The sequence below is a fragment of the Candidatus Pelagibacter sp. genome, from assembly GCF_052049575.1.
Lineage (GTDB): Bacteria > Pseudomonadota > Alphaproteobacteria > Pelagibacterales > Pelagibacteraceae > Pelagibacter.
Genome location: NZ_JBNGZQ010000001.1, coordinates 64,068 through 84,925, shown reverse-complemented (window position 1 = coordinate 84,925; position 20,858 = coordinate 64,068). Strand labels below are relative to the sequence as shown.

The following is a 20,858-nucleotide window of genomic DNA, read 5'->3' as shown; positions in this document are numbered from 1 at the left end:
TTAAAGGTAGCTACTTTTCAGTAGCCACCTTTAACAATTTAATTGAGAATTATTTTTTTTTGTATTTTGCTGCTTCTTCAGATCCACCAGTAGCTGAACCTTTACTATATGAGTGAGCACCCATACCAGCTAGCTGACCATCTTTAACAATTAAATACTGGTTTCTTATTTCTTTACCTTCAAAGAAACACTCTAATATTTCTCTTACACCATCAGCATATCTTGATTGTGCAGTTAAAGATGTTCCAGAAGTATGAGGCGTCATACCATGATGCGGCATACTTCTCCATACATGATCATTTGGTGCTGGTTGAGGAAACCATACGTCTCCAGCATAACCACTTAATTGACCACTCTTTAATGCTTTTGCAATAGCATCTCGATTACAGATTTTTCCTCTAGCAGTGTTTACAATATAAGCGCCTTTTTTCATCTTACTTATCATTGCTTCATCAAATAAGTTCTCAGTTTCAGGGTGTAGAGGACAATTAATTGTCACCACATCACAAACTTTTACCATCGACTCCACAGACTCATGAAATGTAAGGTTTAATTCTTTTTCAACAGAGTCAGGTAATTTATGTCTATCAAAATAGTGTAAATGAACATCAAATGGTTTCATTTTTCTTAATGCATCCAAACCAATACGTCCTGCAGCGACTGTTCCAATATGCATACCTTCAACATCATATGATCTTTGAACAGCATCAGCAATATTCCAGCCACCTTCATTAACAATTCTATGTTGATTGTGGTAATCTCTTACCATTGAAACAATCATCATTACAATGTGTTCTGCTACAGATCTTGAATTACAATAAGTAACTTCTACAACATCAATCTTGTTATCCATTGCAGCTTGTAAATCAACATGGTCTGAACCAATACCTGCTGTAATTGCCATTTTTAAATTTTTAGCTTTGGCAATTCTCTCTTTAGTTAAATAATATGGAAAGAACGGTTGTGAAATTACAATGTCTGCATCAACAATATGTTTGTCAGCTTCACATCCATCCCCATCTTTACTATTAGTCACAACTAACTCATGACCATTACTTTCTAAAAATTTTCTTAATCCAAGTTCACCAGATACACATCCTAGTAATTGTCCTGGAGTGTAGTCTCTTCCTTTAGGTGATGGCAAAGTCATCCCATCTGGATATTTTTCTATCTTAGGTAATTCTGAAAGTGCATATGATTTTGGCATTCCACCTTTTGGATCATCATATAATACGCATAGTATCTTCATTTAATCTCCTGTATATTTATATATTTATTAATCGCATCTAACATTATTTTAGGATCTCAAGCAACGAATTATTTTTGAAATGGGTAAGACTTTTTAAAAAATTAATTCATAAAAAATCTTTGCAAAAATAATAATTGTTAAGGATTTGCTGAATAATTAAAGTTTAAACAATATTTGATGAGTTATGTTAAGTTATTTTATGCCAGAGAGTAGGTGAAATTAAATTAAATTACCAAATCAACACTAAGACAAACAAATATAGAAATTTTACCTAATGCAAAACAGCAAAAATTAAGAAAATCAATTTTTTTTCAATCTGAAGTTTTATTTCATCTAAGGGTTGTAAAAAAGCTATCATAAGTTTGTGCAAAAGAGATCTAATGCTAATTGGAATGATTAAAATTTGCACAATCTTGCTGCATATGTTTATAATTATTTTTTTAAACTTTAATTAAGAGGGGTAGAAATGTTAACAAAAATGTTAAAAAGGCTAGCATCTACTTTAACAGTAGTAGTAGCTTTATTTTCTTCACTCGCTTTACCTCAAAAAGTATTTGGAGCAGAAACTCAATACTTTCCTGTAGCTAGTAGCCGTGTTGGACCTTATTCAGCAATGGGGACTGGTTACTATGGGGCTCAGATTGACTACATGAATTACGTCAATATGACAGGCGGAGTGAATGGAGTTATGCTTACGTGGCAAGAATGTGAAACTGAGTACAATGCTGTGAAAACAGTTGAGTGTTACCAGAGACTACTTGAAAAAGATGGTCAAAGAATAGTCGTGTTTGATACTTTAGGAACACCAGGAGCATATGCAGTTATTAACCGTATGGCAAAAGACAATGTTGTTTTAGCTCAATATGGTTATGGAAGAACTGACGGTGCTGATGGAAGAGTATGGCCTTGGGTATTTAATGCTGCAAGTCACTACTGGTCACAAATAGCTGTTAAATTAAAATTTATGGCTGAGATCGAAGGCGGAATTGATAAGATGAAAGGTAAAAAGATCGTTCACTTACACATTGACTCTGCTTACGGAAGAGAGCCATTACCGGCAATGAGAAAAATAACTTCTGACTGGGGAATGAAATTAGTTGAAATTTCAATTCCGCCTCCAGGTCTAGAGCAACAATCTCAGTGGCTGCAAATCAGAAGAGAAAATCCTGATTGGGTTACTTTCTGGGGAGCAGGTTCTGGAATGAATTCAACAGCAATGACTAATGCTGCTAGAATTAATTTCCCAAGGGATAGAATGATGTACGTAACATTCGGTGCTGCCGAGGAGGATATGTATCCAGCAGGTGATGCTGCGATAGGAACTTATGCTGTTGCTAACGCTTTACCAGGAGAATATCCATTAGTTAAAGACATCAAAGACAAAGTATATGGTTCTGGAAAAGGAAATTTAGCTGATCCAAATAGAATTGGTTCAGTATACTGGAATAGAGGACTGGGTGCTGCAGTTATGTGGATTGAGGCTTTGAAAAATGCTCAAAAGATGCATAACAAAGTTGGTAAAGCAGTAACTGGTGCTGAGTTTAGAGATGGTTATGAGGCTTTAAACATGACTGAAGCTAGACTTACTGAGCTTGGAGTTGGAGGAATGTTAGCTCCATTTGCTATTTCATGTGCAAACCATGAAGGTGCCGGTAAATTTGCTGTAATGCAGTGGGATGGAAAAAAATTCAATCAGGTAACTGGTTGGGAAGCTCCATTAGACCCTAAATTTATTAGAGGTTTAGTTGAAGACTCTGCAGCAAAATTTGCTAAAGAAAACAACATTACACCGAAAAAATGTGGATAATTAATTTAGAGATAAATTAATATCTGTTGGAGGGGGAGTTTAGATAATCAATTTAAACTCCCCCTTTAAATAAAATTTAAAGTAAAAAAATTAATGAGTAATAATTCTGTAAACATTCTTGATATAAAAAATATTGAGGTAATGTATGATAACGTTATTTTAGCTTTACATGATGTTTCTTTAAAAGTTCCCAAAGGAAAAGTAGTTGCGTTATTAGGAGCAAATGGAGCAGGTAAAAGTACTACATTAAAAGCTGTCTCAACTATGTTAGCCTCCGAAAGAGGCAAAGTTACAAAAGGATCAATCGATTATGATGGAAATTCAATTGAAAAACAAAACCCATCTCAAATGGTTGGTCTTGGAATGGTACAAGTATTAGAGGGCAGAAGATGCTTTGGTCATTTAACTGTTGAGGAAAATATTATTTCTGGAGCTTATTCAAGAAAATTATCTAAAGGAGATATTGATCAAGAATTAGAGAAAATTTATACTTATTTTTTAAGACTTAAAGAAAGAAGAAAAAGTCAAGCAGCATTTACATCAGGCGGAGAACAACAAATGATTGCAGTTGCAAGAGCAATGATGGCAAAACCTAAAATGTTATTACTAGACGAGCCAACAATGGGTTTGGCACCTCAATTAGTTGCTGAAATTTTTAATATTGTAAAAGAATTAAATCAAAAAGAAGGAGTTAGTATTTTGCTTGCTGAACAGAATACTAATATTGCATTAAAAAATTCTGATTATGGTTACATCATTGAAACTGGAAAAGTCATGCTCGAGGGGACTGCGCAAAGTTTATTAAACAATGATAAAGTGAAAGAATTATACTTAGGCATATCAAAAAAAGGTAGAAAAAACTTTAGAGATGTTCTTAAAGAAGAAAGTTTAAGTAAAAAAATAAATTAAATATGGCATACGAAAGAAAGTTTAAAATAGGAAAGCCAATATTAGAGGTAAATAATATTTCACTCGCTTTTGGAGGTGTTAAGGCTATTACCGATACTTCATTTAATGTTCTTGAGCACGAGGTTAGAGCAATAATTGGACCTAACGGAGCTGGAAAAAGCTCAATGTTAAACTGTATTAATGGAATTTATAAGCCTCAACAAGGAACTGTATCTTTTAGAGGACAAATAGTACCTAATATAACCCCGAATATCATGGCTCAAATGGGTCTATCTAGAACATTTCAAAACTTAGCTCTTTTCAAAAGAATGTCAGTACTTGATAATATTCTAGTAGGTAGAAAACTTCACACAAAAACAAATTTCCTTGAGGTAGCTTTACAACTTCCAAAAGTAAAAAAAGAGGAAAAATTAAATAGAGAGAGATCAGAAGAAATAATAAGTTTTTTAGAGATAGAAGACATTAAAGATACTCCTGTTGGAAAACTTCCTTATGGGTTACAAAAAAAAGTTGAGTTAGGTCGAGCTCTTGCAACCGACTCTTCAATAATTTTATTGGATGAGCCGATGGCAGGGATGAATGTCGAAGAAAAAAGAGATATGTGTAGATTTATTTTAAAGGTAAATGATGAACTTGGCACAACAATGGTTTTAATCGAGCATGATATGGGAGTGGTAATGGATATATCTGATAGAGTGGTTGTACTTGATTATGGCAAGGTTATTGGTGATGGAACACCAGATGAAATAATGTCAAACCAAAAAGTAATAGATGCTTACTTAGGAGTAGAACACTAGGATTATAATATGGCAAATGAATTACTATTTTTTATGGAAGTTCTGGTTGGCGGTCTACTTGCTGGCACAATGTATTCTTTAGTTGCTCTAGGCTTTGTTCTTATTTTTAAAGCGTCAGCAACATTTAACTTTTCACAAGGAGCCATGGTTTTTTTCTCAGTTCTTGCTTTCTGTGGTTTCATGCAAGATTTCAATATACCTTTTGTACTCGCTTTTATTTTAGCAGCCCTTTTGATGGTAGTGGTTGGTTTATGTACTGAGAGATTGGTTTTAAGACCTTTAATGAATGCCAGCGAAGATACAGTATTAATGGCCACAATTGGCTTAGGATATGTTTTAGAAGGACTTGCTCAAGCAGCATGGGGAGTGGAAGTAAGAAGATTAGATTTAGGCATAGGAGATTTTCCAGTGCCATGGATTGCAGATAATTTAAAATTATTTATTAGCGCACTTGATATTACTGCTGGGGTAGTTGCAGCAATAATGATTATTGGTCTGTTTTTATTATTTAAATACACAAAAATTGGATTAGGTTTGAGAGCTGTTGCAGATGATGCAGGTGCAGCAAGCTCTATAGGAATTCCTTTAAAACATATAATGTTATTAGTTTGGTCTGCTGCAGGTGTGGTAGCTTTAGTTGCAGGATGTATGTGGGGAGCTAGAGCTGGTGTTCAATTTGCTCTTGTTGATCTTGCATTAAAAGCTTTGCCGGTTTTAATTATTGGTGGTTTTTCCTCTATTCCAGGGGCAATTATTGGTGGTTTAATTATTGGTGCAGTAGAAAAAATATTAGAGGTTTATATCGGACCGTTTTTTGGAGGTGCCATTGAGGGATGGGCGCCATATGTATTAGCGATTTTCTTTTTATTATATAGACCGGAAGGTTTATTTGGAGAAAAAATTATTAGGAGAGTTTAATTTATGAAACCAATTTTTATGACTTACACAAAAAAAGACCTGATCAACTTAGCTGTTTGTATGGTTTTAAGTGTATTAATAATACCGACATTTATTAAAACAGAATATTGGTACACCTCTATATTAATCCCTTGGCTTTGCTTGGCTTTAGCTACTATAGGACAACAAATTGTAATGGGCTATACGGGTCAATTAGCTTTGGGTGCTGCTGGATTTATGGCTGCAGGTGCTTTTGCTATGTTTAACCTTATTTTACGAGTGCCTGATCTTGGTTTCGTTGGCTCACTAATAGTTTCGGGTTTAATTGCTGCAGCTTTTGGAATTTTGTTTGGTTTACCAAGTTTAAAAGTTAGAGGAATTTATCTTATGGTAGCAACATTAGCCTCACAGTTTTTTATTATATGGATGATAGATAAATTTGGATGGTTTAAAAACTATGACTCATCAGGGATTATAACTGCACAAGATATAGTTATTTTAGGAAAACCATTTACAACACCATTAGCTATGTATTTTGTATGTTTAGCTGTTACCACAATTTTAACTTTATTAGCTATGAATATGGCAAGAGGAAGTACAGGCAGAAATTGGATGGCAGTTAGAGATATGGATATTGCTGCTGAGTCCATGGGAGTTTCATTATTAAGAACTAAAGTTCAAGCATTTGCTATTAGTGCATTTTATTGTGGTGTAGCTGGTGCTCTTTTTGCATTTTGTTATCTAAAATCTTTAGAGCCAGTTGCTTTCGATATTAAGTTATCTTTTAAAATTTTATTCATGTGCATTCTTGGCGGACTTGGGACTATTAATGGTGCTTTTATAGGGGCAGCATTTATTTTGCTTTTTCCAGTTCTTTTAAATGCTATAGGAAACAATGTATTTCACGGAGCTATTGATGCTACAATTATTTCATCAATCGAACAGGTAATATTTGGCCTATTGATGATAGTATTTATGATTTATGAACCTTTAGGAATGGCTAAGCTTTGGGAAAATCTTAAGCAAAGTATGAAATCAAAATTATCTTCATCAGGTGTTAAAGGTGTAAAATCTCCAGTACTAAAAAAGTGAATAAGAAGAAATTAATTATAGCGTTAGCAATAGGAATATTAATAGGTCTACTTATTGAAAATAATTTTATAATTTCATAAAAAATTATTTTTGGCTTGGATAAGATTTTTTCAAAATAAATTTGTTAATAATTATTGCAAAAATAATAATTATAACTGATCCTGATATTACAGGACTTAGCAAGTAATCAAAAGAGACACTACCAATAATAACTATTATTGGATTACCACCTGCAGGTGGGTGAGTAACATTTAATAGGATCATTAATCCAACCCCAACTCCTACTGCCAATGGTATAGTTAAAAAGATTGGCAATGGAACAAAGTTTAAAAAAAGTAAACCTACGATGGCAGTAACTAAATGACCGAAAAAAACATTTTTTGGTTGGGCAAATGGACTTTCAGGATATCCATAAAGTAAAACCATAGATGATCCAAATGAGGCTAATAGAAAGATCCCAAACTCAGTTCTATAAGTAAGGAATGTTAAAATTCCTATTGTAATTATTGAAAATAAACCAGCTAAAAAAGATTGTTTAAAATTACCCATAATTTAACTTGATACTATCTTTTTTAAAGTTTTGAAAGGTAACAATATACAATCTTTTTTATTGATATTTTTCTTCTTAATCAATTTTTTCAAAGAATTCCATTTTTTATCTATAATTTTCACATCATCATTAAAATATAATTCAGCTTTATCACATAAATCGTTAATTTTTTCTTTTTGGTTATTTATAGAAATTTTCGATAATAAACTGGCTGATGCCTGGCAGTATACACAAGATTTACCTTGATAACCAAAGTCTAAAATTTTTTCGTTTTTTAATATAAGCTCTATTTGCATTTCATCCCCACACACTGAATTTTTTAACTTTGAGACATGTGTCCGGTTCTCAATATTTCGATTGTTATCTGTGTTTGCAGCAATACTTAGCACTTCTAAATCCATATTAATTTTAATTACATGACAAATAAAAACCATTCAAGAATAGAAATAGGCTGAACACAACTTTAAATGGAAAAGTTAAATTTAAGATTAAAGCTATCTCATTTTTGTTGTAGTTATAAATTTTTAGATTTAATCTTCCCAGATGCTTGAATTAAAAAATCCAAAAATCGCAGTTCCAGTAGTTTTGTTCGCAGGAATTTTATGGTCTTTTGGCCCTCTTGTTGTGAGATATATGGATAATCCTAACCAGGTACCATGGCAGTATATTTTTGGTAGAGGGTTAACAATTTTTATTCTTTTAAATCTTTATCTTTATTTTGAGGAGGGGATCAAATTTTATAAAAATTATTTAAAAATGGGATACTCAGGAATTATTGGTGGAACCGGATTAGGAATTGCGATGATAAGTTTTATTTACTCAATTACCAATGCGTCAGCTGCAATCACTTTGCTTTGCTTGGCAGCAATGCCTTTTTTTACTGCACTTCTTGCTTTTTTATTTCTCAAAGAAAAAATTTCATTAAATGTTTGGATATCTATTTTTATTGCAACGATAGGAATTATAATTATGGCGTTTGGAAGTACTGGATCAAATTCTCTCGTTGGTTTTATTTTTGGAATGCTTTCATCAATTGGATTTTCTATTTTTTCTGTAACTCTTAGGTGGAGAACACAAACCCCAAAGTTTACAACTGTTGCTTTTTCAGGTTTTTTTTGTTTTGTTTTTGCAGCTATAATGCTTTTGAGCACTAAACAAGTATTCTTTTCAACAAGTTATAATGGAGCATTATTTTCCTTACATGGAACATTAGTTTGTTTAGGGCTAATTTTATATTCTATTGGTTCGAAAGCTATTCCTGCTGCAGAATTAACATTACTATCATTGACTGAAGTTATTGGTGGAATTTTTTGGGTTTGGTTACCTATCTTAGGCATAAATGAAGTGCCTGATACTTACACTATAGTCGGAGGATTTTTTCTATTTATTTCATTAATTTATTACAGTTTGTTAATGCGATGGAATAAAAGATTTATAGCTTTAAATTAATCTTGAAACATGAGTAAGGACAAAGTTATTGTAAATAGTTGGAACGAATGGGATCCACTTAAACATGTTATAGTTGGAAAAGCAGACGGTTGTTGTATACCTGCACCAGAACCTGCTTTAGATGCTAAAGTACCAGAAGACTCAGATATGAAAGGTTCTCATGGACCTCGTACTAAAGATACAGTTGATAAAGCAAATGAGTTATTAAATAATTTTGCTTCAATCTTGGAAAAAAGAGGCATTAAAGTTGACCGACCAGTTCCACTAAATCATAATCAAAAAATTTCTACTCCCGATTGGAAGGTTGATAGTATGTTTGGATGTATGCCAGCTAGAGATATTATACTTACAGTTGGAAATGAAATGCTTGAAGCAACAATGAGCTATAGATGTAGATGGTTTGAATATCTAAATTATAGACCGCTGATTAAAAAATATTTTGAAATAGACAAGAATATGCGTCATGAAACTGCACCAAAACCAAGATTAACAGACGCAGATTATCGTGAAGATTATTTGTCAGACAAGATCGGTATTCAAAAAAGACTTAAATGGACTGAAGAAAAATTCTTTGTAACAACAGAAGAGGAACCTTTATTTGATGCTGCAGATGTTTTGAGGTTCGGAAAGGACTTAATTGTACAACATGGTTTTACAACAAATTTAAAAGGAATTGATTGGTTAAGAAGACATTTTAAAGATCATAGAGTTCATGCTGTAAATTTTCCAGGTGATCCATATCCAATTCATATTGATGCAACTTTTACACCCATTAAAGAAGGTTTAATTATAAATAATCCTCAAAGAAGACTACCAAAAGAACAAAGAAAACTATTTGAGGACAATGGATGGAAAATAATTGATAGCGCTCAGCCAGCACATAATGAACCACCACCACTTTGTTACTCATCAGTATGGTTATCTATGAATGTTTTAGTTCTTGATCCAAAAACAGTTTGCGTCGAAAAAAGTGAAATTTACCAAGCTGAACAATTAGATAAATTAGGAATGGAAGTTGTTCCTGTCGAATTAAGAGATGCTTATGCCTTTGGCGGCGGTATTCATTGTTGTACAGCTGATGTTTATAGGGAAGGTGATTTAAAAGATTATTTTCCTATTCAGAAAAATTAATTTTCTTTTGTAACATCTACTTCAAATTTTTCTAATCCTGAGGAAAGATTTTTGTCAACAGGATTTTCAGTTTTTTCGAATGATTTAAGTTTTTCTAATTCTCTTTGTCTTAATCTCTCTTCTCTTAAATTTTCTCTATGTTCTTTTGCTTTTTGTTCTCTATCAAATTTTTCTTCCCATTCTTTTATTTTAATATACTCAAGTTCTTTTTGTTTTTCTTCTTCTTCTTTAATCATTTTTAAGGCTCTTTCTTTTCTTCTTTTTTCTTTAAGTTCAAAGTTTTTTTGCTCTTCTTCTCGAACCTTTAAATCAATATCTTTTCTATTTTGAGACTCTTCTCTTAATTTTAGTTCTTTCTCTTTAGCTCTTAGTTCTTTACTTATAAGTACTAACTCTTCATCTTTTTTCATTAATCTAGTTGACTCTAACTTTTGAGCGTCCTCTTTAATCTTAATTTCTTTTTCTTTCAATCTTAATTCATCTTCATTAAATTTTAATTTATTGCTTTCTTTAATGAGTCTTTCTTCCCAAATTTTAAGATCTTTTCTTTCTTTAAGGATTTGATTTTTTTCTTGTAGTTTTTCTAATTTAATAGCTTTGATTTTATTAATTTCTTTGTTTTTTTTGTAATTAGAAATTGCATTACTTAAAAAGGATTTAGTAGAAAAATTAGCGATCTTCGCAACCCCAATTTTTTTTTTTATTTTTTTTTGTTTAATTTTTTTTTTAGGCATTTTTTTATTCGTGTATAAGAACAAATATTTTATATTTTTTCAATGTTTCAATCTTCGCTTTAGCTCTTTAGTGCTTATTTTGAGTTTCAACCTGTAAGTGATTAATACTTGTTAAAAATAACAAAATTCATAATCTTTTTGCATAAATCGAACGTAAATATTATTAAAGTTGCATGAAAAAATTTAAAAAATTAATAATTGCTTGTGACGGGGAGTCAGCCAGTGGAAAAAGTACTGCAGCAAAGCTCATCTCTAGAAAATATAAACTGTTACTTATCAATTCAGGATTATTGTATAGATATGCAAGTAAAGAAATAATCAAAAATAATCCCAAAGATATTGTTAATTTCTTAAAAAAAAGATTTAAAAGTATTTCCTATAAAAAAATAGTTAAATTAAATTTACACTCACAACAAATTAGTAACCATGTTGCTATTTTAGCTAAAAATAGAAATATCCGGAAAATAATAAATACATTTCAAAAGGCATTGATCAAAAAGAATAAAAAGATTTGTATAGAGGGTAGAGATATAGCAAGTAAAATATTGGCTAAAAATCCAAAATACGACCTAGCTTTTTATTTCAAATGTAATTTAAGTGTTTCTAGTTACAGAAGATGGTTAGATTTAAAAAAGTCAGTGCCATTAAAAGAAGTAAAAAAATCCTTAAAAAATAGAACAAAAATGGATAAAACAAGAAAAAATAGTCCACTTGTTAAAGTCAAAGATGCAATTTTAATTAGAACTGACAAACTTTCGAAAAGAGGTGTTTTAAATAAAATGTCTAAATATATTGAAAACCTAAACTAAGCTTTCATTTGATCTTCATCTTTTTTATATTTAACACCTTTTCTCTCTAATATTTCTTTTACTTTGTCTGAGTAGGGTTCTTCAATATGTTCCGTTATTGGATTTAACTCTATTCCAGCTGGAGTAATTGTTTGTGGCATAGCAACAAATTGGGAATCGGGGTTATCAACACTCTGTCTTACTTTCATTCGATAAATACCAAAAAAACCTATAACGCAATGAAAGAAAAATAAAAATATAAAAAATCCATTTGATCCGACTAAGTCCATAAATATTGAGCACAAAAATGGCCCACTCATAGCACCTAATCCAAATGCAAACTGTAGTCCTGCACCAGCAGCAACAAATTTATCTTTTGATATGTAGTCATTCGTATGAGCTAAAATTAATGAAAACATAGGCAAGCTACAAAAAGAAAATAAAATAAAAAAAACGTAAAACCATGTTTTGCTAGTTGCAAGGCTTCCAGGTAAATACATTTGTCTTGATACCAATATTGCAAAAATTGAAAACATTGCAGCACCAAACGTGCTAAAAACAATAACTTTTCTTCTATCATACATATCGGATATTTTTCCTATTGGAAATTGAGCTATTGCTCCTGAGACTGCTAAAAGGAAAGTCACAATTGAAATTTCTAGTATAGTAAAATTCATTGATGTTGCATAAACAGCCAATAAAGTAAACAATGCAGATTGAATAGTCCCATAAAAAAGAGAACTTACCATACCAAATGGAGAAGCATGATAAAGTTCTTTAAGGTTCATAGCTTTAATACTTTTAAAAGTAGGTGGTTTTTTTTTAGTTAGCAAAATAGGAATCAGTGCTGCTGAAGTAATTACAGAAACTAAAATAAATGGTTGAAAATTTTTAGGACTACTAAAATTAAGCAAGAACATTCCAATTCCCATTGTTCCATAAAGAACGACCATATAAACAGATAAAACACTTCCTCTATTTTTGTTACTTGATCTATCGTTTAGCCAACTCTCTGCAACAGTGTAAATACAAACCATACTTATTCCAGTAAGCACTCTGAGTAAAAACCATATAAAAGGATTTACTAATATTGAATGAATTAAAATTATTAATGATGCTAAAGAAGCAAATGCAGCAAAAACTCTTATATGTCCAACTCTGGAAATAATTTTTGGTATAGTTGCAGCTCCTATGAAATAACCAACAAAATATCCTGACATCATAAAGCCGGTGGAAGTAAGACTAAATTCTTCTTGGACAGCTCTAACTCCAAGTAAAGATCCTTGAAAACCATAGGCCATCATTATGCATCCCATGCCCAAAAATAGAGCCCACGAATTTTTTAAAACTTTATCCATAAAATCAGCCGTAAGTATTCGCGATGTATTATTAAATCAAGTCTTAATTGTGACAAGCTTAAGAATTTTTAAGCTTTAAAAAAGAGTGAATTGCAATGGTCGTTATAATAACAATCCCACCATAAAGAGTTTCAATACTTGGTTGTTCTTTAATAATCAACCAAACCCAAATAGGACCTATTATGGTTTCTAGCAAAAAAAACAAGTTAACCTCTGCAGCGGGGATAAACCTTGGAGCAATAGTCACTAAGACAAAAGGTATAGCAACACACAAAATGCACATTAAAGGCACTATAATCAGGTCTTTTTCTAAAAGAGCAAAACTCTCAATAAAGAATAAAGCGAAAGTGGCAACAAATAGTTTGCCTACTACTGCTGCTGGAACTAAATTTTTGGATTTTGCAGATCTGATTGTAATAGCACCTACGGCAAGACCAATTGCAGTGATAAATCCTAAGATATCTCCATAAAAGTTACCTAATTTAAGAGAATCGAAAAAAATATAGATAATTGCAAAAAAAGTAACAATTATTGAAAGCCAAGTTTTTTTGTCAGGGGGTTCCTTTAAAACGATGGCACCAAGTATTGCTGATAACATTGGTGCGGTTGCTATCATTACTAAAGTATTTGCTACATTTGTATTTTGAATAGAGACTACAAATGTAATGTTTGTAATACTAAAAGTAGCCACGTAAATTATACCATGATAACCACTTGTAAAAAGTATTTTAAAAAAATTTAATTTATAAATTAATAGCATTCCAAAAAAAACTGTTAAGAATGGAATTATTCCACGATAAAAAACAAGACCCCAAGTATCGATATTAGAAAGTCTGATAAATAAAGAGTCAGGTGTAATAAACATTACAGCTACGAAAGCAAGCAGTGATCCTTTTTGCTGATCTGTTAAATTTTTCATACTTTTAAATCTTTCCAAAAAATTTTGGCAAGATTAATCTTAGATATATCGAATAAAGTTTTTAATCCAGTTGGAGATGTAACATTGATATCACCATTTAGTTTTTGATCGATAAAATCGATCCCAGCAAAATAAATTTTTTCTTTCTTTAAATCTTTTGCAATTATATTTGATATTCTTTTTTCTAATTTTGTTAATTGAATATTTATTGGTGCTGCTCCTTTACTCATATTACTTAGAAATGATCCTTTTTTAGGTACTCTAGAAATCACACCACATATTTTTCCATTAATCAAAAATACTCTCTTATCCCCTTTGCTAATTTTAGGTAGATATTTTTGACACATTATATGATCATGTTTTTTAATAAATTTTTTTACAAAGTTTAATTTAAATTTATTAAGTAAATGAATATCGTTTCCACTAAAGCTGTGGATAGGTTTTAAAATTACACTTTTATTCTTTTTAAAAAAATTTTTAATTTCATTAATATTTTGAGTAAAAATTGTATCAGGCATAAATCTTAGATATTTGACTGAATAAAGTTTTTCAGAAATATTTCTGATTGAGGTGGGATTGTTTATAATTTTTACTTTGTCCTTAATTGTCTCAAGAATAAAAGTTGTAGATATATATTCTAGATTAAAAGGAGGATCCTGTCTTATTAAGATATATTTACATTTGATAAGATTTAACTTTTGTTTTTTTAAGATTTTGTAAAATTTTTTATCATTATAATTAAACTTAATAAAAAAACCTTTTGCTATAACTTTTGAATCTACAATAGATAAATCTTTAGGATCATAATAAAAAATTCTATATTTCTTTTTTTGAATTTCATTGGCTAAAAAAACACTTGTATCTGTTTTTGGATTTAGTTTAGAAGGGTGATTTCCTTGTATAGCAACAATTTTATTTGTCATACAAATCTTTTAAATCTTCATTTTTAGAAAATTTATCAATCATATGATCTGCATTCGTAGTTTTATTATCAATAACTTTTTGCAAATGATTTAAAAACAAAGTTTCATTTTTTCCGCTTTTATTTAGTATATCTCTATTATTCAATCCTTTTCTTGAGATTTCTAGCAAAGTTGAAGCCCAGTAAAAAAGGTCTTTACCCATCAATTGAGTATTAAAACCCTTTTGAGGAGCATCTAGATAAGCATTAATTATTTTATCTTTATCCCATAAGGAAATTAAATTATAAACTTCTTCTAAATTCCCATATAACAAACCAATAAAAAATGCAGGCCCAGCACAAAGACAATCCCATCCACATGTATCCATTGACCTTAATTCAATATATTTTTTCAATCTATTTTCAGTAAATATTGTACTTAAGTGTAATGATAAATCACTCTCAGTCGGAAGACGATTTTTTATTTCACCTATCTTACCATTCATAAAATCCTTAAAAGTGTATTTATTTCCTGACAAATAATTTTGTTTATCTTGTATAAATAAAATTGGGAAATCGATTATAAAATCAGCATATTTTTCAAAATTTAAATTTTCGAAAAATAATTTTGGAAGCCCTCCACGCGAAGTATTTTGCCATACTTTGGATCTATAAGATAAGTAATTGCTCTTTTTTTTTTCAACTATTGAAGAATTAGCAAATAAAGCAATTGAGATTGGAACTATTGAATTTACTATTTTAAATTTTTTAAAAAAATCTTCCTCTGAAGAATAATCAATGTTTAATTGAGTACCACAAGTCCTATACATCATATCTAGACTTAATTCTCCTCCTAATGGCATATCTTTAGTCATTAGTTCGTATCTTTGTTTGGGATTATTAGGGATTTCTTCAAGCTTTGAAATAGGATCAAAACCTGTGCTTACAATCTTTATGTTAAGTTTTTTTGTGACTTGTTTAAGTTCAAACAAATAATCATAAGACTCAGCGCATGCCTCGTGAATATTATTAAGTTTTTCTCCAGATAGTTCAATTTGGTTACCTGGTTCGAGAGTAATGTTTTTACCTCCTTTGTTTAAACCAACAATATTTTTACCTTCTTTAATTGGACTCCAACCAAATTCATTAAGTGCTGAAAACATTTCCTTTACTTTTGAGTAATCAATTCTTTTGTTGTTTTTGCTATCAAATAAAAATTTCTCATGTTCAATACCAATCTTGAAATCTTTTTTTTCTTTTATTCCAGATTTAAAGTATTTAATTATTTGTTCTTTAGAAATAGTCATCTTTGAGAATATAGCCTATAAAATTTTACAGTGAAGAGTAAGGTTTTCTTGAAAAAACTTTTTTTACAAAGGGTTTAAAGAAATCTAGTGGTAACGATTTATAATTTGGATCAAATGAGTTTTGATCATATTTTTCACAAAAATCTACTGTGTCCTGATAATATTTATGATTTCTATATTCGTCTCTTTTATTTTTGTTTCCACCTAAATGGTGAGCGTAGTAATACATCTGAAACTCACCATGTTTCTCAACAATCCAATGAGTTTTTTCTGAAACATATGGTTTAAGTATCGCTGCAGCATATTCTGAATGGTTCATTGGGGCTAGCTCGTCACCAATATCATGCAATAAAGCAGCTACGACCATTTCATCACTTTCTCCATTCCTATAAGCTCTTGATGCGCTTTGAAGCGAATGTTCTAGCCTTGAAACTTGGTAACCTTCTAAAGTTTCAGTGAGACCAGCCATAAATTTTAAAATTCTATCAGCTGTTTTACTTGCAAAATCTTTTTCATGTTTATCAAGAAAGAGATAATCTTCTTTGGTTCCATTTTTCATTTCTGTAAAACTTACTTTTTTCATAAGTTAATTATTAGATGCTGTGCTCAGTAAAGAAAGTTGAGTTATTTTACTGTCACCTAATTCATCTATAGGTTTTACAGGGTAATCTCCAGTGAAATAATGATCAGTTAATTGTGGATAATTTTCATTTCTTTTATCAAATCCAATAGCTTTATACATGCCTTGAATAGATAAAAATTTTAATGATTTAGCACCAATATATTCACAGATTTCATCATTATTTTTATTTGCAGCTAACAATTCTTTTTTCGTTGGTGTATCAACCCCATAGAAATCTGGGTGTTTAATTTCAGGACAAGCAATTCTAACATGAACTTCTTTTGCTCCCGCATCGTAAAGCATTTTAACAATTTTATGAGATGTCGTACCTCTCACCAAAGAATCATCAACAAGAATAATCTTTTTATTTTCAATTGTTGTTTGATTTGCATTTAATTTTAGTTTAACCCCCAAACTTCTTATTTTTTGACTTGGTTCTATAAAGGTTCGTCCAACATAATGATTTCTAATTAATCCATGTTCATAATTTTTATTTAAGTGCTGTGCAAAACCCAAAGCTGCAGCGTTCCCAGAGTCTGGCACTGGAACAATAATATCAGCATTTATATCGTTTTCTTTTGCCAATTCTTTACCTAAATTTTTACGGTGTTCATATGCAGTTTTTCCATTAAGAATGCTATCTGGTCTTGCAAAATAAATGTATTCAAAAACGCAAGGTCTGATTTTTTTAATTGGAAAAGGTTTTATACTTTTTAATTTATCATTTTCAATTAAAACAATTTCACCATTATCAACCTCTCTAATAAATTTTGCGCCAATAATATCTAACGCACAGGTCTCAGATGCTAGAACGTAACTATTTTTTAATTTTCCTATAACTAGAGGTCTAATCCCATAAGGATCCCTAACTCCTACCAGTAAATTTTGAGTTAACATCACAAGGGCATATCCACCTTGAATTTGAAATATCGCATCTATTATTTTATCAATAGTTTTCAATCTTTTTGATTTTGCAATAAGTTGAACAATTGTTTCAGTGTCTGAGGTTGTGTAGAAAATTGCTCCCTCTTCAACAAGTTTATTTCTTAAGTAAATTGAATTTGTTAAGTTTCCATTATGTGCAACCCCAATCCCACCAGCATTGGTATCTGCAAAGAAAGGCTGAATGTTTCTTAATGTATTATTTCCAGTTGTGCTGTATCGATTATGACCAATTGCAAAATTTCCTTTAAGGTTATCTAGGACTTTTTCTTTATTAAAGTTGTCACCAACTAACCCAAATCTTTTCTCCGAGTAATATCTTTCTCCATCAAATGTTACTATTCCACAGCCCTCTTGCCCTCTATGTTGTAGAGAGTGTAGCCCAAGAGCGGTTAAAGCCGAAGCATCTTTTACATTGGCAATCCCAAATACACCACACTCCTCATTCAATTTTGGATTATAAATCTTCAATTTTTTCTTTAGATTCTTTATATGTTTTTTCATTTGGAAAAACTTTCAATAAGTAATTACTACCTTTTTCGAGATATGGAAAGGTGTATGATTTGTTTAAATTTATTGGCCATTTGTCATAATTATACACAATATGCACTCCTGAAAATATACATATGGAGATTATATACGCTCGAATAAATCCAAAAAAGAATCCAAAAACAGTATCTAAACTTCCTATACCAGTATATTTGATTGCTCTACTTATGCCTTTATTAATCAACAATATTAAAAAAATTACTATAACAAAAATTGTTATTCCAAGTCCTACATCAAGCACATATTCACTATCTATAATATTTTTGACATATGGTTTTAATCTTGGAAATAGTATCAATGTTGCAATATATGCTAATAACCACTTTGACATTGAAAGTATACTCAAGACAAACCCTTTCCTGTAGCACTTTATTAGTGAAAGAATAGTTATTAATATATAGATTAAATCAATGGCAGAAATTAAATTAAAAATTTCTCCAAAAAATTCTAGAGTTATTTCAAACATATATTCTTATTTTCCAAATGGCTTAAAAACTAATATTAAGGATGGAAGTAAAGTTAAAACAGAAATCATTGCAAATAACATCGCTAATCCTGTGAAAATTCCAAAATAGATTGTAGGTATGAATTTAGATAAAACTAAAATAGAAAAACCAAATACTATTGTTATAGAAGTATTTAGTATTGCAACACCAACTGTTGAATGACAAGTTTTTAACGTTTTTTTATAGTCATTAATTTTGTTGAACTCCTCTTTAAATCTGTAAATATAGTGTATGCTGTTGTCAACAGCTATACCAATTGTAATAGCAGCAATTGTGATAGTCATCATATCTAAAGGGATTTCAAGCATACCTATTATTCCTAAAATAAAGAATGCTGCAATAAAGTTTGGAACAACTCCAATTAAAGATAATTTTATGTTTTTAAATAAAATAACAAACATTCCAAAAATACCCAGCATGACAAGTCCCAGAGTAAGAATTTGAGATTTAAACAAACTTTGTAATAAATTATTAAATAAGATCATCACTCCAGCTAATTTGTATCTATCTTTGTTTAATCCGAATTCATTTTGCAAATCATGGTTTATTTTTTTGATTAGATCATTTCTTTTAAGATCTTTTTGAGAGTCAATTATTCTTAGACTTATTCGAGCTTCGTTATCTTTTATTGAAATATAAGGGTCAACTATCTCAGTTTTAATATTATCTGGAATTTTGGTATACAAAACACCCATCTCTAAAGTCCCAAGAGGTTTATTATTATTTAATTGAGTTGCAACATCAACTATTGATGAAAAGGATAAAACTTTTCCTATCTCAGGAAGACTATCAAGATAGTTATGTATTTTAGATATCGTCTCTATCTTATCTTTTGTAAACCAGTACTTCTCATCATTTTTTTCTTCATCACCCCAATCTTCAAAATCATCATCGCCCTCTAATTTTTCCTCATTTTTTTTAGGAAACTTTAAAATTACTTCCAGGGGTGTTGTTCCACCCAATTTTTCATCAATTAATTTCATGCCTTTGTAAATTTCTGTTTTTTTACTAAAGTAATTTATAAAACTATTTTCAACTTCTAATTTGCTTATTCCAATTATACTTAAAATAATTACTATCCCAGTTATTATAAAAACTTGATTTTTAAAATTAATAGAAACTTTTCCTAAAAAAGAAGTTATTTTGGAGTCAACTTCCTCTTTTAAAAAAGTTCTATTATCTTTTAAAAAACTTAATAAACTTGGAAGCAGGGTAAAAGTAATAACAAATGATGTTATTAATCCAAAAGTCATCATCAAACCAAAATCTATAACTGGTTTAATTTCACTAAAAATCAAAGATAAAAAAGCAATAATAGTTGTTAAAGCAGTATAAAGGATTGGCCAGAACATTTTTTTTGTAGTTAAAGAGATTATTTCACTATTATTTTTGTTCGGATAAATCTTTCTTAATTGTATAAATCTTGTGCTCATATGAATATTCATAGCCATAGTTAAAATTAACATCAGTGCAATAAAGTTTGACGAAATTACAGTGACTTTCCAGCCGATGATGCCTAAAAGACCCATCATAATTATAACAGAAAAGAAACAACTACTTATTGGAACTAATACCCAAATCAAATTTCTAAAAACAAACCATAAGGTTACAATAATAAATGCAAGTACACCTAAACCAAAAACAATGATATCACTTTTAATAAAAGTCATCATGTCATCAGCAATCATTGGTATTCCGCCTAAATAAATCTTTCCTATGTCATCGTAACTTTTGATCACTTCTCTAATTTCTAAGATATTATTATGATTATTTTTTTTTATTTGATCTTTAAATATTTGTATTTCCTTATCTGACATACTTTCAATATCTTCCAATTTTTGATTTTCTTTAATGTTTACGATTATCCCACTTGTCTTGCCATCTTCACTAATAACAAAATTTCTAAAAACTGGACTTGCTAAAATTTCTCTAAAGCCTCTCTCTTTATCAACATCTTCATCTTTAAGTGTTTTAAAATTTAAAAGTCTTTCCTGAAGAGGTGCATCAGAATTATCTAATAAAGGTATATCCAAAAGCGTAATAACACTATGTACCCAATCTAAACTTTGGAGTTTATATTTTAAACTAAGGAGATTATTAATAGCACTGTCGGTCACCATTCCATCATTAGGTGTATGTGTTAAAACAAGAAATTCCTTTGAACCATATCTATTTGTTACTTCTTTTAAGTATTTAAGATCAGGATCACCTTCGATTAACAGAGTTTCAGATGATGCATCAAGCCTAAAATCTTTAGAGTAATATCCAAAACTAATTAAAGCGATTAATAAAATGATTAGGATAGATTTAGGATTTTTTAAGATTGTATTTTGGTATAAATGATCAATCAT

General features: G+C 30.3%; 20 protein-coding genes. 8 read left to right on the top strand and 12 right to left on the bottom strand.

The genetic code is table 11. From position 1 onward, the window contains the following. Window positions 1–49: 49 nt before the first annotated feature. On the bottom strand, window positions 50–1,249 hold the full coding sequence (locus ACTT9C_RS00485; RefSeq protein WP_440922549.1) for an NAD-dependent formate dehydrogenase: 1,200 nt from the start codon (window positions 1,247–1,249) through the stop codon (window positions 50–52). Between the two features lie 478 nt (window positions 1,250–1,727). On the opposite strand from ACTT9C_RS00485, the gene ACTT9C_RS00480 reads away from it, so the two are divergent. From ACTT9C_RS00480 to ACTT9C_RS00460, 5 genes are all read left to right on the top strand, one after another. Next, window positions 1,728–3,056, top strand: a complete 1,329-nt coding sequence (locus ACTT9C_RS00480; protein WP_440922548.1) for an ABC transporter substrate-binding protein — start codon at window positions 1,728–1,730, stop codon at window positions 3,054–3,056. Between the two features lie 93 nt (window positions 3,057–3,149). Further along, window positions 3,150–3,965 (top strand): ABC transporter ATP-binding protein, encoded by an 816-nt coding sequence (locus ACTT9C_RS00475; protein WP_440922547.1) that lies wholly within the window; start codon window positions 3,150–3,152, stop codon window positions 3,963–3,965. 2 nt (window positions 3,966–3,967) lie between these two features. Further along, window positions 3,968–4,762, top strand: a complete 795-nt coding sequence (locus tag ACTT9C_RS00470; protein WP_440922546.1) for an ABC transporter ATP-binding protein — start codon at window positions 3,968–3,970, stop codon at window positions 4,760–4,762. Window positions 4,763–4,771: 9 nt separating this feature from the next. Beyond that, complete coding sequence (locus tag ACTT9C_RS00465) at window positions 4,772–5,680, top strand: branched-chain amino acid ABC transporter permease (protein ID WP_440922545.1); 909 nt, start codon at window positions 4,772–4,774, stop codon at window positions 5,678–5,680. A gap of 3 nt (window positions 5,681–5,683) precedes the next feature. Beyond that, window positions 5,684–6,751, top strand: a complete 1,068-nt coding sequence (locus ACTT9C_RS00460; RefSeq protein WP_440922544.1) for a branched-chain amino acid ABC transporter permease — start codon at window positions 5,684–5,686, stop codon at window positions 6,749–6,751. An 84-nt stretch (window positions 6,752–6,835) separates the two neighbouring features. Here ACTT9C_RS00460 and ACTT9C_RS00455 read toward each other — a convergent pair whose 3' ends face one another. Beyond that, window positions 6,836–7,300 carry an HPP family protein gene (locus ACTT9C_RS00455; RefSeq protein WP_440922543.1) on the bottom strand — a complete coding sequence of 155 codons (465 nt, stop codon included), beginning with the start codon at window positions 7,298–7,300 and terminating at the stop codon, window positions 6,836–6,838. 3 nt (window positions 7,301–7,303) lie between these two features. After that, window positions 7,304–7,702 (bottom strand): iron-sulfur cluster assembly scaffold protein, encoded by a 399-nt coding sequence (locus tag ACTT9C_RS00450; protein WP_440922542.1) that lies wholly within the window; start codon window positions 7,700–7,702, stop codon window positions 7,304–7,306. A 142-nt stretch (window positions 7,703–7,844) separates the two neighbouring features. Here ACTT9C_RS00450 and ACTT9C_RS00445 point away from each other — a divergent pair, with 142 nt between their 5' ends. Next, window positions 7,845–8,750 (top strand): DMT family transporter, encoded by a 906-nt coding sequence (locus tag ACTT9C_RS00445; RefSeq protein ID WP_440922541.1) that lies wholly within the window; start codon window positions 7,845–7,847, stop codon window positions 8,748–8,750. Window positions 8,751–8,759: 9 nt separating this feature from the next. Beyond that, window positions 8,760–9,881: a serine/threonine protein kinase gene (locus ACTT9C_RS00440; RefSeq protein WP_440922540.1), complete on the top strand. Its 1,122-nt coding sequence runs from the start codon at window positions 8,760–8,762 to the stop codon at window positions 9,879–9,881. On the opposite strand, the gene ACTT9C_RS00435 is transcribed toward ACTT9C_RS00440, so the two are convergent. Then, window positions 9,878–10,615, bottom strand: a complete 738-nt coding sequence (locus tag ACTT9C_RS00435; protein ID WP_440922539.1) for a hypothetical protein — start codon at window positions 10,613–10,615, stop codon at window positions 9,878–9,880. The two genes, ACTT9C_RS00440 and ACTT9C_RS00435, sit on opposite strands and share 4 nt — an antisense overlap. Before the next feature lie 173 nt (window positions 10,616–10,788). On the opposite strand from ACTT9C_RS00435, the gene ACTT9C_RS00430 reads away from it, so the two are divergent. Continuing rightward, on the top strand, window positions 10,789–11,424 hold the full coding sequence (locus ACTT9C_RS00430; protein WP_440922538.1) for a (d)CMP kinase: 636 nt from the start codon (window positions 10,789–10,791) through the stop codon (window positions 11,422–11,424). Here the strand turns inward: ACTT9C_RS00430 and ACTT9C_RS00425 are convergent. Genes ACTT9C_RS00425 through ACTT9C_RS00390 form a run of 8 tightly spaced genes read right to left on the bottom strand, consistent with a single transcriptional unit; the run spans window position 11,421 to window position 20,858 of the window. Continuing rightward, window positions 11,421–12,761: an MFS transporter gene (locus tag ACTT9C_RS00425; protein WP_440922537.1), complete on the bottom strand. Its 1,341-nt coding sequence runs from the start codon at window positions 12,759–12,761 to the stop codon at window positions 11,421–11,423. The two genes, ACTT9C_RS00430 and ACTT9C_RS00425, sit on opposite strands and share 4 nt — an antisense overlap. Window positions 12,762–12,819: 58 nt before the next feature. Then, a complete protein-coding gene (locus ACTT9C_RS00420) occupies window positions 12,820–13,680 on the bottom strand; it encodes a DMT family transporter (protein ID WP_440922536.1) in 861 nt (286 codons plus the stop codon). Continuing rightward, window positions 13,677–14,603 (bottom strand): glutathione synthase, encoded by a 927-nt coding sequence (gene gshB, locus ACTT9C_RS00415; protein WP_440922535.1) that lies wholly within the window; start codon window positions 14,601–14,603, stop codon window positions 13,677–13,679. The genes ACTT9C_RS00420 and gshB overlap by 4 nt, the downstream gene beginning before the upstream one ends. Continuing rightward, entirely contained in the window at window positions 14,593–15,888 is a 1,296-nt protein-coding gene (locus ACTT9C_RS00410) for a glutamate--cysteine ligase (protein ID WP_440922534.1), read from the bottom strand. Before ACTT9C_RS00410 ends, gshB begins: the two co-directional genes overlap by 11 nt. Window positions 15,889–15,913: 25 nt before the next feature. Next, window positions 15,914–16,471: an HD domain-containing protein gene (locus ACTT9C_RS00405; RefSeq protein ID WP_440922533.1), complete on the bottom strand. Its 558-nt coding sequence runs from the start codon at window positions 16,469–16,471 to the stop codon at window positions 15,914–15,916. A gap of 3 nt (window positions 16,472–16,474) precedes the next feature. Next, a complete protein-coding gene (purF, locus tag ACTT9C_RS00400) occupies window positions 16,475–17,956 on the bottom strand; it encodes an amidophosphoribosyltransferase (RefSeq protein ID WP_440922532.1) in 1,482 nt (493 codons plus the stop codon). After that, window positions 17,910–18,467 carry a CvpA family protein gene (locus ACTT9C_RS00395; protein WP_440922531.1) on the bottom strand — a complete coding sequence of 186 codons (558 nt, stop codon included), beginning with the start codon at window positions 18,465–18,467 and terminating at the stop codon, window positions 17,910–17,912. The genes purF and ACTT9C_RS00395 overlap by 47 nt, the downstream gene beginning before the upstream one ends. 6 nt (window positions 18,468–18,473) lie before the next feature. Further along, complete coding sequence (locus ACTT9C_RS00390; RefSeq protein ID WP_440922530.1) at window positions 18,474–20,858, bottom strand: efflux RND transporter permease subunit; 2,385 nt, start codon at window positions 20,856–20,858, stop codon at window positions 18,474–18,476.